10 protein-coding genes are annotated in these 15,884 nt (G+C 70.8%); 2 read left to right on the top strand and 8 right to left on the bottom strand.

All coding sequences use genetic code 11. The features are described from left to right. Positions 1-55: 55 nt before the first annotated feature. Entirely contained in the window at positions 56-517 is a 462-nt protein-coding gene (gene soxR, locus HNR67_RS24650) for a redox-sensitive transcriptional activator SoxR (protein WP_312987954.1), read from the bottom strand. A 55-nt stretch (positions 518-572) separates the two neighbouring features. Here soxR and HNR67_RS24645 point away from each other — a divergent pair, with 55 nt between their 5' ends. Further along, entirely contained in the window at positions 573-2,060 is a 1,488-nt protein-coding gene (locus tag HNR67_RS24645) for an MFS transporter (RefSeq protein WP_185004602.1), read from the top strand. A gap of 39 nt (positions 2,061-2,099) precedes the next feature. Here the strand turns inward: HNR67_RS24645 and HNR67_RS24640 are convergent, their stop codons facing one another. The 5 genes from HNR67_RS24640 to HNR67_RS24620 all read right to left on the bottom strand — a co-directional run bounded on the left by HNR67_RS24640 (position 2,100) and on the right by HNR67_RS24620 (position 7,116). Continuing rightward, positions 2,100-2,486: a nuclear transport factor 2 family protein gene (locus HNR67_RS24640; RefSeq protein WP_185004601.1), complete on the bottom strand. Its 387-nt coding sequence runs from the start codon at positions 2,484-2,486 to the stop codon at positions 2,100-2,102. A gap of 194 nt (positions 2,487-2,680) precedes the next feature. Beyond that, complete coding sequence (locus HNR67_RS24635) at positions 2,681-3,277, bottom strand: hypothetical protein (protein ID WP_185004600.1); 597 nt, start codon at positions 3,275-3,277, stop codon at positions 2,681-2,683. Between the two features lie 65 nt (positions 3,278-3,342). Then, positions 3,343-3,690, bottom strand: coding sequence for a hypothetical protein (locus HNR67_RS24630; RefSeq protein WP_185004599.1), 348 nt, complete (start codon positions 3,688-3,690; stop codon positions 3,343-3,345). Positions 3,691-3,851: 161 nt separating this feature from the next. Next, positions 3,852-6,524, bottom strand: coding sequence for an ATP-binding protein (locus HNR67_RS46335; protein WP_185004598.1), 2,673 nt, complete (start codon positions 6,522-6,524; stop codon positions 3,852-3,854). A gap of 85 nt (positions 6,525-6,609) precedes the next feature. Next, a complete protein-coding gene (locus HNR67_RS24620) occupies positions 6,610-7,116 on the bottom strand; it encodes a hypothetical protein (RefSeq protein ID WP_185004597.1) in 507 nt (168 codons plus the stop codon). 152 nt (positions 7,117-7,268) lie between these two features. Here HNR67_RS24620 and HNR67_RS24615 point away from each other — a divergent pair, with 152 nt between their 5' ends. Continuing rightward, on the top strand, positions 7,269-7,904 hold the full coding sequence (locus tag HNR67_RS24615; protein ID WP_185004596.1) for a TetR/AcrR family transcriptional regulator: 636 nt from the start codon (positions 7,269-7,271) through the stop codon (positions 7,902-7,904). 47 nt (positions 7,905-7,951) lie between these two features. On the opposite strand, the gene HNR67_RS24610 is transcribed toward HNR67_RS24615, so the two are convergent. Continuing rightward, positions 7,952-12,058: a sialidase family protein gene (locus HNR67_RS24610; RefSeq protein WP_185004595.1), complete on the bottom strand. Its 4,107-nt coding sequence runs from the start codon at positions 12,056-12,058 to the stop codon at positions 7,952-7,954. A gap of 53 nt (positions 12,059-12,111) precedes the next feature. After that, positions 12,112-15,795: a LamG-like jellyroll fold domain-containing protein gene (locus HNR67_RS24605; protein ID WP_185004594.1), complete on the bottom strand. Its 3,684-nt coding sequence runs from the start codon at positions 15,793-15,795 to the stop codon at positions 12,112-12,114. Between the last annotated feature and the right edge of the window lie 89 nt (positions 15,796-15,884).

Raw genomic sequence — 15,884 nt, 5'->3', positions numbered from 1 at the left:
CGTCGGCGGTGACCGGTACCGGCCACACCCGCGGCGCCCCAGGCGCGGCCTCGCCTCAGCGGCGATCGTCCCGGGTCAGCCAGAGCCGCCGCGGTCCGGCGCCGCCCGCGCCCAGCCGGTCGTCCCGGTTGCGCAGCAGGCAGTTCTGCAGCGAGAGGCAGCCGCAGCCGATGCAGTCGGTGAGCTTGTCGCGCAACCGGAGGAGCTGGCTGATCCGCAGGTCCAGATCCGCGTGCCAGCGCGCCGCGAGCTGCTCCCAGTCCTCCTGCGTCGGCGCGTGGTCCGCCGGCAGTTCGGACAGCGCCTCGCCGATCTCGCGCAGCGGGATGCCGACCCGCTGGGCGACCCTGATCAGCGCGACCCGGCGCAGCGCGTGCCGAGGGAACCGCCGCTGATTGCCCGCCGTGCGCCTGCTGGTCAACAGGCCCTGCTCCTCATAGAAGTGCAGCGCGGTGACGGTCACGCCGGCTCGCCGGGCGAGTTGGCCAATGGTCAGTTCGGCTTGCGGGTCCACCACCTGCGGAACTCTACCTCTTGACCTCAGGTAAACCCGAGGTTCGAAGCTGTTCCACATGACTCGTGACATCACCGGTCCCCCGCTCGCCGGCCGGCGGGAATGGCTCGGCCTGGCGGTTCTCCTGCTACCCGCGCTGCTGGCCTCGCTGGAGCTGACCATCACCCACCTCGCGCTGCCCGCGATCGGCCGCGACCTGGGCGCGTCCAGCACCCAGTTGCTGTGGATCGTCGACGGTTACGCGTTCCTGCTGGCAGGCACGCTGGTCATGATGGGCACGCTGGGCGACCGGATCGGGCGGCGCAGACTGCTGCTCGGTGGCGCTACCGCGTTCAGCGCCCTGTCCGTGGTCGCCGCGTACGCCCCGAACCCGGAGGTGCTCATCGCGGTGCGCGCCCTGCTCGGCGTGGCGGGCGCGACGCTCATGCCCTCGGTGCTCGCGCTCGCCGTGGCACTGTTCACCGAACCACGCCAGCGCGCGCAGGCCGTCGGCATCGTCATCGCCACCGTCTCGGCCGGTACCGCGATCGGACCGCTCGTCGGCGGCTGGCTGCTCGAGCACTTCTGGTGGGGCGCGGCGTTCCTGCTGCCGATCCCGCTGATGCTCGTGTTGCTCCTCGTCGGGCCGGCGACGCTGCCCGAGGGCCGCTCCCCCGGCGGGCGCAGGCTGGACCTGCCCAGCGCCGTGCTCTCCATCGCCACCGTGCTCCCGATCGTCTACGGGCTCAAACAGGTCGCCGCGGCCGGACCGGACCCGCTGGCGTTCGCCACCATCGCCCTCGGACTGGCCTGCGCCCTGGTGTTCGTCCGCCGCCAGCGCGGGCTGGCCGACCCGATGATCGACCTGCGCCTGTTCGCCTCCCGGGCGTTCACCACGGCCACGCTCACCCTGGTGCTCGGGATCTTCGTGCTGTGGGGCACGAACTACGCGGTGGCGCAGTACCTCCAGCTGGTGGCCGGGCTGACGCCGCTGACCGCCGGGCTGTGGACCGCACCGTCCGCGATCGGGGTCATCGTCGGCTCACTCGGCGCGACCCGGCTCGCGCGACGGCTGCCACCTGTGTGGATCATCGGCGGTGGGCTGCTGCTGTCGGCCACGGGGTTCGGGGTGCTCGCCACCATCGGCCCGGCCACCCCACTGAGCGTGCTCGTGACCGGGACGATCATCGTCTCGGCCGGGCTCGGACCGATGATGGCGCTGGCCACCGACATCGTGGTGGGCAGCGCCCCGGCCGAGCGGGCAGGCGCCGCATCGGCCATCGCCTCCGCCGCACCCCAGCTGGGCGGCGGGCTGGGCATCGCGATCCTCGGCAGCGTCATCACCTCCGCCTACCGCGCGGGCATGGGCGGCATCGCCGGACCGGCGGGCGACACCCTCACCGGCGCCGTCGCCACCGCGGGCACCCTGCCGGCAGCCGAGAGCGCCGCCCTGCTCAGCACGGCCCGCGCCGCGTTCACCGCCGGATTCGAGGTCAGCGCCCTGGTCTCGGCCGGACTGACGGTGCTGCTCGCCGGCACCGTCCTACTGGTGCTGGGCAGACGATGACCCGCCGGACCGGGCGCCCATCCGGTGGCCTGCGGCGGCTCAGCCGCTCAGGGCCTCCTGCTTGATGCGGTCGAACTGCGCGCCCATGGCCGCCGACAGTGCCTGGGCGGCGGAGAGCGGCCGCACCATCACGGTCAGCCGGTCGATCAGGCCGTTCTCGTCCAGGTGCAGGAAGTCGCAGCCCTCGACCTGGGTCTCGCCGATGCGGGCCTGGAAGACCAGGGCGTGGTCGCGGTCGCCGCCGATCTCGCGGACGTAGCGGAAGTCCTCGAACGTCCGCAGCACACCGCGCAGGATCGCCGCCGTGATCGGCTTGCCCTCATAGGGACGGAAGGCCACCGGGCTGGTGAACACCACGTTGTCGGCCAGGGTGGCCGCGAGGGCCTCCGGGTCACGGGCCTCGACCGCCGCGCGGAAACTCGTCATGACGGGATTCTAGTCACATCGGTCTCGGAATTGCCCGTCCCGGCACCGCGGGGATGGGCGCCCGGCCGGATCCGGTGTCCCGCACCGGCCAGGCGCGCATCAGGACCGAACTGGGTGTGCTGCCGGGGGTCACCGTTCCGGGCGGCAACGGCTCGGCAGCCACCGGGCGGAGCTGGGGGCTCCGCCCTGATCGGTCACAGTCGGATGAACAAGCTGGTGCCGTTGCAGCTGGAGTCCTGCTTGATCGCGGTGACCACGTACCCCGGCGGCAGCGGCCACTGGGTCTGGCAGACCCACAGGCCGTTCTCCGGGTATCGGGTGAACCAGCTGTAGCCCGCGCAGCCCGAGTCCTGCCGGATCGAGGTGACCACATACCCCGGCAGGAGGGGGTTCTGGGTCTGACAGATCCACAGGCCGTTCTCCGGGAGCCGGATGAACCAGCTCTGGCCGGCGCAGCCCGAGTCATGCTTGATCGCGGTGACCACGTAGCCCGGCGGCATCGGCACCGACTGGACCGGGCAGATCCACATACCGTTCGTCGGGACCTGGTAGAACCAGCTGTAGCCGCCGCAGCCCGAGTCCTGGCGGATCGAGGTGATCACGTGGCCACCGGGAACGGGCGTGCCTGCACAGATCCAGCCCCAGCCCTGCGGTCCCGCTTCGGCGGCCGGTGCCGCCTCCGCCACAGCGGCGACCGGCGCCGGAGCGGCGGGTGCGGCGCTGACCGGGGCGGCGGCGATCAGGCTGCCGATCACGGCCATACCGGCGAATACGGCGAGCTTTCCGAGCATTTTCGACCAGCGTGAAGTGCCATTCATGGAGCTGTCCCCCCTGTTGTTTCCCCCCGAGCTGGTCATCAGAATCGGATGAACCAGCTGTTGCCGAGACAGCCCGAGTCCTGCCGGATGGCGGCGACCACGTACCCCGGCGGGATCGGCGAGTTTTCACAGACCCACAGGCCGTTCTGCGGGACCCGGACGAACCAGCTGCGGCCGCCGCAGCCCGAGTCCTGCCGGATCGAGGTGATCACGTGACCAGGAGGAACGGGTGTGCCAGCGCAGATCCAGCCCGAGAACTGCGGTGCCGCCGCGGCGGCCGGGGCGGCGGTGGCCGGGGCGGCGGCGATGAGGCCGCCGATCATGGTCAGGCCGGCGAACGCGGCGAGCTTTCCGAGCATTTTCGACCAGCGTGAAGTGCCGTTCATGGAACTATCCCCTTTGTTTTTCAGGTGCCGCAAATAAACCCGCAACAGCCTCGAACTCCCCCCTCCGGAAGGAAACGGTATCCGAGCCGACGGAGGCCGGGGAATACGCCAAACAGCGTAATTTCGCTACACGACGTAGCGAAAGTCCCTGGGGCCGGCGATCACTGGCGTGGGAGCCGGGCGGCGAGGGCGGTGCGCGAGGACACGCCGAGCTTGCGGTAGATCCGCCCCAGGTGGGTCTCCACGGTGCGTTCGCTGAGCACCAGCCGTTCGGCGATGGCCCGGTTGCTCTCGCCCCTGGCCACGAGCTGGGCGATCTGGGTCTCCCGGCTGGTCAGGCCGAGTGGGGAATGCCGTGCGGTGTGCGGGGTCGGCGTGGGGACGCGGCGGCCGAGCCTGCGCTGGTGCCGGGTGGCCAGCTCCACGTACCGGTCTGCCCCGCACCGGGCCAGGATCGCCGCCGCACTGTCCAATTCGGACAGTGCCAGCGGCCGGTTTCCGTTGGCGCCGTGGATCAGTCCGGCCAGCATCCGAGCCCGGCCCGCCTGCAGCCGCAGCCCGGTGGCCACGAAGACCTCCGCCGCCGCCTCGGCCCTGGCCAGGGCCGCCGCCAGCTCCCCTGCCCGGTACAGGGTGTGCGCCCGCGCCAGTGCGGCGAACCCCAGGCTCCACGGCAGCACCTCCTCGGCCAGTTCCTCCGCGCGGTCCGCCCAGTCCCCCGGCTCGCCGACCTCGGCCAGCTCGGCGTAGCTGCGCAGGCGCATCCGGTAGAGCAGCTGGGGCAGCGCCGGGCCGCCCATGCGCTCGATCACCCGCGCCAGTCCGTCGCCCCGGCGGTCGGTGGCCCGGCGCAGCAGCTCGATGCCCAGGGCCAGGGGCAGCCGCCGGACCTCGGGGCCCTGCTCGGGGAGTGCGCACATCTGTTGGTAGGCATGGGTCAGCGTGTCCAGGTCCAGGCAGTCCAGCGCGACCATGCCCTGGAAGAACAACGCCGCCTCCAGCAGCGGGGTCGCCCCGTCCAGCCTGGCCAGTTCCAGCGTCTCCGCGGCCGAGGCGGTGGCCTGGGCCAGTTGTCCGGCCGCGGCCTGGCCGACCGAGCAGTAGCCGTGGATGCCCGCGCTGCCGGTGATGTTGCCGGTTCGCTCCATCACCACCAGCTCCTGCCGCAACCGGCGCAACCCGCTGTCCAGCCGGAGATGCCCGTAGATCTCGGCGATCGGCGCGGCGTGGCCGATCCAGAAGAACGCCCGGTGGTCGGCCTCGCTGATCCGGTCGAACATCTCGGTGGACTCGGCCAGCAGCTCCACCGCCTCGCGCACCCGCCCCAGCTGCGGGTAGGTCATGGCCAGCATGGCCAGTGCCGCGCAGCGCACCGGGCAGTCGGCCCCGGCCGGACGGCGGCGCAGGGCCAGCGCCGCCACCTCGGCGGCCTCGGCGAACTTGAACTGGGACAGCTCCAGCACGGCCAGGTGCATGGCGATCATGGCGGTGAGCAGGTCGTCCTGGTCCGGCTCCCGGCGCAGCTCGGCGTAGAGCGTCTCGGTGGTCTCCTCCGCCCAGGCGAAGGACAGGCTGGTGCCCGCGTACAGCGCGGTCGCCCGCAGTCGCAGCGCGGGTTCGGCCATCAGCGCCCTGGCCAGTTCCCAGGCCTGGGCGCTGCGACCGGCCAGCGCCAGCGCCTGGGCCAGTTCCAGGCGCAGCTCCCCGCCCAGCTCGTCCGCCGGTTCCGGGTGCAGGTCCAGCGCGGCCTGGGCCCAGCTCACCGCGGTCGCCGGGGCCACCGGCAGGGCCTCCCTGGCCGCCGCGCGCAGCTCCTCCCGCGCCTGGGTGTCCCCGACCGCGGCCGAGCGGGCGATGTGCGGTGCGCGCACCCCGACCGCCGCGCCCCGCCTGGCCAGTTCCCCGGCCACCCTGCCGTGCGTGGCGGCCCGCCACAGCGGACTGGCCGAGTGGTAGACCGCGTTGCGCAGCAAGGGATGCCGGAAGGCGACCCGGGCCCCGGCGCCGGTGGCGCGCAGCAGGTCCGCGGTGAACAGCTCGGCCGCGGCGGCCTCGGTCTGGGCCGGGGTCAGGTCGGCGGCGACCGCGACCAGCTCCGGCTCGACCTGGTCGCCGAGCACCGCCGCGGCCTGGGCGACCAGCCGCGCGCGGTCGGAGAGCTGACCGAACTCGGCCAGCAGCGCCCCGGCGCCGGTGTGCGGCCCTGCGGTGCGGGCCAGGATGCCCAGGTACAGCGGGTTTCCCTCGGCCGCGGTGTAGCGGGCCCGGCGCTGCGGCAGGGGCAGGCCGGCGAGCAGCTGCTCGGCGGCGGCGTAGTCCAGGGCGGTCAGCTCCACCCGGTGCACCGGGGCGGTCCACGGTTCGTGCAGCACCGCGGCCAGCTTGTCCGGCAGCTGCCGGGGCCGGTGGGCCAGCCACAGCACCAGCGGTCCGGCGGGTGGGCGGCGGATCAGGTGCGCGAGCAGCTGCACCGATGCCTCATCCGCCCAGTGCAGGTCGTCCAGTACCAGCACGGTGCGCGGGGTCAGCACGGCGGAGACCGCCCGGTGCAGCGCCCGCCACCCGCCGGGCGAATCGTCGGCGGACCCGGGGAAGCCCTCGGCCAGGGCGTCCTGGAACACCCCGAACGGCAGCTCCTGCTCGAACTCCCCCGCCCGGCCGGTCAGGACGGTGAAACCGTGGGCTGCCGCGCGCGGGCCCGCCTCGTGCAGCAGCCGCGACTTGCCGATACCGGGCTCGCCGACGACCTCCACCACGGTGATCCCGGCCTCGGCCACGGCCACCACCCCGGCCAGGAGATCCAGCTCGGCCTGCCTGCCGACGAACGGTTCCACCGGCCCACCATAGTGAAACGGCCCTCGGCCCGGGGCGGCGGCCGTTCCATTTCGGACAGTGCGCGGCACCCGATCATGGCGACCTTCAGCGAGCTGCCCGCGCGACGGCCCTGGCCCCGGCCTTGGCCAGGATGTCGGCGGCGAAACCGACGGTCTCCTCCTCGGTGTGCCTGCGGATGGCCCGAGCCGTGCCCAGCAGCCCGGTCAGGTGGCGGACCGGGCTCGGCAGGCCGACCTCCACCCGGCAGCTCAGCGTGCAGCTCGTGGCCGTGGCCGGGGTCAGTGCCAGTACCCAGCGCACGTGCACGCCGACCGGCACGAGATTCATCAGGTATCCCGTGCTGGCAGGCGAGAGCATCTCGACGCGGGAGGGCCCGGCCTCGACCGCGTGGTAGTGCTGGACGAGCAGGGTGCCGCCGACGGACTCGACGTTGACCATGCCCAGCTGGTCGCCGTGCCAGTGCACGCCGGCGGCGCGGTGGCCCTTGGCGCTGGCCTGGTAGTCCTCATCGGTGAGGGTGGCCAGCCACTCCGCCAGGTCGACCTCGGCGGCCGGGATCGGGAGGGTGGCGGTGGCTTCGTGCTTGATCATGGCTGTGTCCTTCTCGCCGACGATGTTAATGCGCCTAACATAGGAGGACGATCCCGGCGACGCAAGACCTTCGGCGCGGAATGTGAGGTGCATTAACATCGCGGTGCGGCAGTGGCCGAGTGGGAGAGGTGGGCGATGTTAATATCCGCAACATGGCACCTCGCGGCACCGGCTCCGGCACCTACCACCACGGTGATCTCAAGCGGGCACTGGTGGACGCCGCGCTGGAACTGGTCGCGGAGAAGGGGCCGCAGGGTTTCACCATGACCGAGGCGGCCAAGCGGGCCGGGGTGAGCGTGGCGGCGCCGTACCGGCACTTCGCCGACAAGGACGCGCTGCTGGCCGAGGTCGCCGAGCAGGGTTTCGTCGTCATGGGGCAGGCGCTCGACCGCTCCGCCGCCCGCGGCAGCAAGGACTCCCGCGAGGTGCTGTTGCGGATGTCGCGGGCCTATGTCCGCTGGGCGGTGGCCAATCCGGACCACTACCGCGTGATGTTCGGCGATGCCTATGGGGTTGAGGAATTCGAGGACGTCCGGCCCGCCGGGCGGAACATGTTCATGAAGCTGCACGAGGCCATCGAGGTCGGCCAGGCGGCCGGAGTGATCAGGGCGCAGGACCCGCGTGCGGTCGCCGGTCCGATCTGGTCGGTGCTGCACGGGATCGCGACCCTGCAGATCGGCCGCAAGTTCCGCGCCCTCGGCCTGAAGGAGGCCGCCGATGCCCTGGCCCTGCGCACGATCACCGCGCTGCTGGACTCGCCGGAGTTCACCAACACCGCCGAGGGCTAGAGAAAAAAGCGGGTGCCCCCGGTCAGGGACACCCGCTTCCTTTCTCATCAAGGCAGGTTCGCGCTCACGGCCGTTCTGACGTAACCGTCCTCGTCTGTCCACAGTGTCCGCAGCCGGTCGCCCGACTGGAACGCCGCGGGGGTGTCCGGGCTGAGCCCGTCCCGCACGATCTGGTGCTGCGGCGTCCAGTTCATCCCGTCGTCGCTGGCGGAGATGAACAACCGCTGGTCGACCTTCCAGCCACGCCAGACCGCGAACAGCCGTCCCTTGGCGATGGTGAAGCCCACGCCTGCGGCGGTGGCGCCCTGGTCGCCGAGGAGTTTCTCCGGGGCGGACCAGTTGCCGTCGTAGAAGGAACGGGACATGCCGAAGTCGTCCCGGTTCTTCCAGCCCGCGATCAGCCTGCCGTGGTAGTTGGCGAGGGCGACCGCGCTGCCGATCCGGTGGCCGGACAACTCCTTGGCCGGCGGGCTCCAGTCGAGGCCGTTCGGGCCGTTGAACACCGTGATGCCGTCGTCGGTGCGGGCCAGCGCGACGTGCACGCGACCGTCGCGCACCGCCAGGCCGGGGGCGACGTGGCTGTAGACGTTGTCGACCGGACCGTCGCGGTGGGTCCAGGTGACGCCGTCGGCACTGGTGGCGAAGACCGCCTTGGTCGTCGAGCCGGTGAAGGCCGTGGCCGCGATGATCAGCCTGCCGTTGTTGTCCACAATGGACGGATTGCTCAGCCGGACGTCGCCGAAGTCGAGTTTCGCCGGGTTCGACCAGGTCGCGCCGCCGTCGCGGCTGATCGAGACGGCCAGCTTGTACTCGCCGTAGTCCCGCCACACCGCGATCTGGCCGCCGGCGAAGGCGGTCACCGCCGGGGCGCCCCAGCCCGCCTTCTCCGTCATCACCAGCTCCGGCTCCCGCCAGCGCACCTCGGCCGGCGCCTCCGGCGCGGGCGGACCCGGCGGCTGCCCGAGGTCCGACCCCGGGTGCACGGCCTTGGTGACCAGCCACAGGTTCCGCAACTGCTGCTGCAGGCTGGGCAGCGTCTCGTCCGAGCCCAGCCACCGGTTGGTGAACTGCTCGGCGAACCGGGTGCGCAACCGCTCCACCCTGGCCTGCGCGTCGGCCGCCATGCAGATGATCAGATCGTCCTGGATCCGCGGATCCAGACCCGGCGGGCGGGGGCACTGGCCATCGAACTGGTCGGTGTCCAGCTTGTACCGGTTGTTGTCCATGTTGATGGCGGCCTGACCGAAGATGTTCTGCAGGAGTGGGGCGGGCACTCTCGGCTTGCCGTCCCCGCCGGTGCCTCCCGGGAAGGTCGCGGGCAGGTTCGACAGGATGCCGTACTGCCCGTAGAGCAGGGCGCGGAGATCCTGATCCGTGGCCAGCGCACGCGGGAAGCCCAGCTCGGTGTAGGACCGCAGCAGCTGCACCGCCGTGTTGACCGGCGCGCCACCCAACGGCCTGCCCTGGTCCTGGTGCCCGGTCTCGATGTCCGCCCGCGCGTTGCGGTAGTACTGCTTCTGCTGCTCACGCAGGAAGGCGGAGTTCCGCTGCCCTGCCGTGGCCGGGGGGTTCTGGGTGCTGCTACTGGCGCCGCGTTCGTAGTCCCGGATGTAGGACGGCCAGTCCTTGTTCACCAGGGCGACCGGGTCGGTCGGCTGGTTGCGGCAGAACTCCCCGTAGTTGCTGTCAGGGTTGCTGTTGGTGCACGTTGTGACGTAGACCGACTTCTTCAGGGTGCCCTGGACCATCCGGGCATGCACCTCCTGACTTCCGGGGTATCGCACGTACTGGCGGGCCACCAGGACGAGGTCGGCGTGGTGGTCCCAGAGACAGGGGGTTGTTACTCCGCCATAGACAGTCGGACATTTCTTGGTCTGGACCGTCGCCCGGTCGTTCTGGAACAACGCCTCCCAGCAGGCCCGGTAGGTGGGCCGCTGGTCCTGGGGCAGCACGCCCAGGGAGAACATGATCTGCGGGTCCAGCTGGGTGCCGAGCACGTTGTTCGGTCGGCTGATGGGGTCGCCCCTGCCGTTGCACGGCGGCATCGTCTCCGGTCCCTCGGTGCCCGGGTGTGGCGGGACCGGCTGGCGGTCGTCGCCGAAGAGCCGGTACCGGCCGGTGGTCAGCCGGTTCTCCTCGTAGTTGGCCACATTGCTGAACATCGAGTTGAGCCGGGTGCTGTAGTTGTCCAGCAGGGACGAGAACAGCTGGTTGACCGTCCCGTTCGGGCCGGGCTTGCTGAACCGCAGTGCCGCCTCCCGCATCTCGTACCCGAAGCCGAGCAGCGCGCCCGGCCGGTTCGCCGCGTGCTTCTTGGCCTGGTCCGGGTTCTGGTTCGCGAGCAGGGTGTAGGCGTTGGCCGCCGCTCCCCAGATCGTCGGGTTGCCCGCCTTGGCCGGGACGGGCATGCCGGGGTCGAGCTTGCGCCCTGGCACGTAGTCCGCCTGCTGCGCGTAGTGCGCCAGGTACCGGATCGCGCCCTCGGAGCCGAAGGACTCCAGGTTCGCCAGTACGGATGCGTCGTCGGTCGGGAAGTTGCCCTGGTTGCCCGGTTTCACCACGAACGAACCGTCCATCAGGTCAAGGGTTCCGGACCGCTGGAACTTGTTCTCGGCGAGGTCGAAGGCGGCGTCGGAAAGGCGTGCGCCGTCGGTTCGGTTCGCGGTGTAGTCGATCGCGGAGTTCGCGGCGTCCCACACGTCCTTCTGCGCCAGGTCACCGATGGCCTTGAGCAGGGTCGAGGTCATCGACTGCAACTGGCTGGCCAACTCGGTGACCTTGCCTGCCACCGAGTTGATGTGGCCGCTCATGTCGTGGATGTTGTTCGCGATCGTGGTCAGCTGTTCGGTGATGTCGTTGTAGAACTTGTTCAGCTTGTGGTCGATCCGGTCGAAGTTCTGCTGCATCTGCTTGCCGAGGTTGGCGATGTCGATGCGCAGCTGCTGGATCTCCGCCAGGATCTGCTGTTCCACGGTCGGCCCGCCGAACAGGCCCAACAGCCCGCCGACCGCACTGAGCAGGTTCCCGGTGAAGGCGGCGGTGGCCAGCGAGACCACGGTCTCGATGGCCTTGAACGCCTTGATGGCCGTGCTGACGGCGGTGCCGATGTCCGCGACCTGGCCGACGAACTGCGCCAGCGCGTGTCCGGCCGGTTTGTCGCCGATCCACTTGTCCAGGAAGCCCGCCACGGACTGGCCCGCGCTCTTGTCGGCGTCGATGCCCTGCTGGCGGGTGTCCGCTTCCTTGTTCGCCAGCGCCTTCTGCGCCGAGCTGACCACCATGCCCTTGCCCGGTGGATGCGCGTCCGCCTCGGTCTTGAGCAGGCCGAACATCTCCACCCGCTGTTTGCCCATGCGTTTGGTGATCTTGTCGGCCTCGGCGAGGGCGGCGGTCCTGACCTTCTGCTTCTGTTCGGCGGTGTCCATGGGCATCGCCATCAGCGCGGGGAGGTCCGCCTGGTTCCGCCTTTTCAGCTCGGCGGCGAGGCGGGCGGCGTTGTCGGCGGCGTTCACCCCCAGCGGCGTGCCGATGACCGCGTTCCACGCGCCCGCGAAGGCCGCGTCGGACCGGGCCTGTCCCGCCACCGAGGCCCACACGCCGAGTTGGGCGGCCTCGAAACCGACCGGGAAGGCCAGCTGTTTGAGCGCGCCCACCACCCGGTCGACGACGTTGTTGGCGGCGGTCGGCCTGGACACCATGGTGTTGGCGTCCCGGCCCACCAGCGCGGCCGTCAGGTCACCGATCCGGGCTCCGGTGTAGGTGGCCGACGGCACCGTGTAGACCACGGCCAGGTTCGCGGCGAGCAGGTCCGGCCGCTGCTGCCCCGGCTGGGGCTCGATACTCGCCAGCGCCCGGTCCACGCCCTGGAGGTGCGCGGTCAGGGCCGCCTGGTCGGGTTTGGGGTTCGCCGCCGCCTGCCAGTCGAGCAGTTCGGCGCTGGCCACCAGGTGGCGGATGAATCGCGGGTCCCGGTCGACCGTGCGCAGGTAGCTCGCCAGCAGCACGTCCTCCAGCTGCTTCGGCGCCGGCGGCGGGGATGGCGGCGGGACCGTGGGTGGCGGCTCGGCGGCGGTGGCCGCCGCCGCGGTGGTGCCCGCGATGAGGGCGGCGGTCACCAGGACCGAGCAGAGCCGTCTCGGCCAGGTTTTTCGCATGCCGGAACTCCTTGTTCGGGTATTTGGGGCGTGCTGTGGCGATCTCGCCGTGGTCAGGGCAGCTCGCGGATCTCTTCCAGGCTGAGCACCCGGTCGTAGCAGCGGACGTCGTCGAGCTGGCCCTGGTAGAACTGCCAGACTCCCGAGCCGTCCTGTCCGACGCCCAGTTGCGTTGCCGAGCGCAGGAAACCCCAGTGCGCGGACAGCGAACTGGCTTCGGCCAGCTTCTTCTCGCCGAGGTACAGCACGGTGCGGAACCTGTCGTTCGGTTCGGGGGTGACCGTCACCGTCAGTCGGTGCCACTGTCCTTTGTAGATATCCTGCGGCTCGCTCTTCATGGCGTTGTCGAACAGGTTGCCGCGGATCGTGCCGTCCGGGTCGAGGCTCAGCAACTTCTTGGACAGCAACGATTTGTCGTCGGTGACCTCGTACTCCTTTGGCAGTTCCACGGGATACGGGGTGCGCTGGTCACCGAGGATCACCCCGCCGCCGGGGGCGGGTTTCATCCGGAGCGTGAACGTCAGCGGGGCGTTCTCGGCGATCTCGTTGGGCAGGGTGACCCGGGTTGCCTTGCCGTCAAAGGACATCAGCGGCCAGCTCGCGAACGGCCCGCGGTCCTCCTTCTTCCCGACCTGGGTGATCTCCGCCGCGGGCAACGTGCGGTCGTAGACGCGGACATCGTCCAGCGAGCCCTTGAACCGGGTGTACCCCGTGCCGGGCGTGTAGGCCACGCCCAGCGCGGTGAAACCCTGGTCCCGCACGGGAAGCTGGCACTGGATAGGGACTGCCGCCCCGTCGACATAGAGGGTCTGCACGGTGGGGCCGACCGACAGCGCGACGTGGTGCCACTGACCGTCGTTGACCTTCTGCGCCGATTTGGCTTGCGCGCAACCAATTCCGCCCTGGAGGTAGCCGTCGGCGCCGACGGCAAGGACGGTCGCCGACCGGGCCGGGGTGGTGTCGTTGTTGGTGAAGGCCGTGTTCTGGTAGCTGAGGATCGGCCCGGAGTCAGTGGTGCGCACCCAGGTGGCGACGGTCAGCGCGCTGCGGCTGTCGATCAGGCGGTCGGGGGCGCCGCTCCAGGAGTTCTTGCCGAAGTGGACTCCCCTGACCTCGTCGCCGTCGAAGGTGAGCGCACCCCGGTGCACGCCGCCGTCCCGTTCCCACGGCAGGCGGGACATCGGCTTTCCGTTGCCCAGGAACACACCCCAGTTGTCCTTGCCCGAACTGTCCTCGGCGAACCCGCCAGGATTCGTCGCGCCGAGCAGGCCGCTGTCCAGTTTCAGCCAGGCGAGCAGCCCGTTGGACACGGGTGAGCCCGGCCACTCCGTGCTCCCCTCGGACCGCCGCTCGGACCCGGCGCCGGTGAAGGCGTACAACGAGTTGCGGCCGTAGCCGTCGTCCTGGGCGTAGACGTAGCGGGTGCCGTTGGTGTGGGTGAACGCGGCAAGGGACATGCCCTGGTCGAACAGGCCCGAGGAGTAGACCGTGGTGTCGGACCTGGCGTGTGCGGTGGCCAGGCCGTCCCAGGTGTACCGGGTGACGCCCTGGGCACTGCCGCCGGTGGCGTTGCCGACGTAGTAGTAGCCGTCGGTGCTGTCCACGGCCAGCGCGTCCACCGAGTCCCGCGCGCGGTTGGGCGGGCCGAGGGCCAGGTGCCTGCCGCTGACCAGGGATCGTTGGCCGGTCCGCAGATCCAGCATGAGCACGGCGTTCCCGCCGTGGTTGGCCATCGCGTCGAACTCACCGGTCCGCACCGCGGCGAACACCCGCTTGTTGGTGCTGTCGTAACGCACCTCCGCACCGGTGGCCTCGTGCGCGCCGGATGGATCGCCGCGGTACTCGGCGACCAGGGCGAAATCGTCCACCTTGTACACCGGGTTGCCGTTGTCCACCGCGCGCAGCGGGAGCTTGGCCACCCCGCTCCGGCCGTAGCTGCGTGGTTGTTTCGCGATGACCCCGGCACTGGCGAACCAGAGCGTGCCCTCCGCGTCCACCGACACCGACGGCGCGCCCGGCGTGTACCCGGCGTGGTTGGTCACCTCGGTCTCGGCCGGGTCGTACTTCCCGTCGCCGTTGGCATCGGTGCTGATCTCCAGCGCGGGGTTCGGGGTGTCGTACTCGTTCCTGGGCGGGGTGTTGGCGACCTTGATCCGCCCGACCTGCCGCATCCCGTGGCCGGGGCGCTCGGTGTGCAACCGGTAGATCAGCACGCCGCCGAGCGGCATTCCGGTGCTGCGGCCGGTGAACACGTAGGCGTACTGGCGGCCACCCACCCAGCGCAGCGACACCCACCGGGAGTACTCGGGCAGGTCGGTCGGCACCCAGTTGCTGGCCAGCCGCCACGGATGACCCGCGCGCTGGTAGTCCACGTCGTACTCACGGGCCTGGCTCACCAGCCTGGGACCGTCCGGGGTCTGCTGGATGTCCGGTGTGGGATCGGGCAGTCCCTGCAGGCGTTCGGGTTTCGGGGTGCCGGTCCCGGCGTCGTAGAACATGGTCCGGCCGTTCCACACGTCCACCACCGCGAGGGTTTTCCCGTCCGGGGACACCGCGATGGCGGCGTTGCCGGTGGGCACGTCGGTCAGCACGCCGTCGTACTTCCAGCCGAACTCGGTGTCCGACACCGTTCCGGGGGTCATCGTGCCGAACCAGGCGGCGGTCTGCACGGGCTTGGCGCCGGCCACGTCGTAACGCCGGACCTGCCCGGTGCCCACCTCGGAGACGAACAGCGTCGAGCCGTGCAACGCCACGCCGTAGGGCTGGTTCAGCGCGGGCGTGCGGGTTTCCTCGATCAGCCGCTGGGTGCCGACGTCGTGGCGGTAGCGGCTGACGTGATCACCGGTGACGATCCAGAACCGGTTCGGCCCGGCGGCCACGATCCCGCGCGGATTGTCCAGCGGCAGGAAGGAACGACCTTCCAGCACCGGAGCCGGTCCGCCCTCCCCCTTGAAGAACGTGCGCAGCTCGTTGTTGCCGGCGTCGACCACCCACAGGTAGTTCTCGTCGGTGGCGATCCCGGTGACCGGCATCGTCCCCTGCTGCCACTTCCCGACCGTGATGCCGCCGCCGTTGTACCAGTTCGCCGGCTTCCCGGTGGCGCCGTCGAGCCGGACGATCCGGTAGCTCTGGTAACCCTGGTCGTAGTCGGCGTGGATGGCGGCGTAGACGTACCGGTCGTCGGCGGCCACGGCCACGCCCTGGTTGGCGAACCCGTCCCTGGAGGCCCACACGCGCTTGCCGGTGGCGATGTCCCCCTGGCGGTAGCGGCGGATGTTGCCGTGCATCTCCTCGTAGGCGGACTGCACGTACAGGTCGCCGTCGGGTCCGTAGGCCACGGCGGCGGGTTTGCCCGGGGCGTCGGATGCCTCGTAGGCGTAGCCCGGCTGGGGCTGGCCGCTGTCGCCGACGCCGCCGTCGTCCTTGCCCACGGTGGCACTGGTCGCGGCACGCCAGGTGTAGGTGCCCTTGGGCAGGTCCTGGCCGCTGTCGTCCTTGCCGTCCCAGCGCAGTGTCACCTTGCCGGTGCGCGGGGCGAGTTCCTCCAGGTGCCGGACGAGCTGGCCGCGGGAGTCGTAGACCGCCGCGGAGAGCTGGGTGTTGCCGCCCATGTCGACGGTGCCGAGGTCCCCGGCGGCGGCCGCGGACGGGACGGCGAAGGCCATCGAGGCGGCGGTGAGAAGTACGACCTGCGACAGCGCCCCCGCGACGAGCGTCCCGGCTTTGGTCCTGCGCATGTGCTGCCCCCTGTGGCTGGCCGATGGTGCGACGGCCGACCTTCACATCCGGGGCCTGCAAAACGCCTACAACTGCCTTCAGGCCTGGT

Source organism: Crossiella cryophila (assembly GCF_014204915.1).
Taxonomy (GTDB): Bacteria; Actinomycetota; Actinomycetes; order Mycobacteriales; family Pseudonocardiaceae; genus Crossiella; species Crossiella cryophila.
Note: the sequence above shows the minus strand (reverse complement) of the source record. Positions and strands in the feature narration are given on the sequence as shown.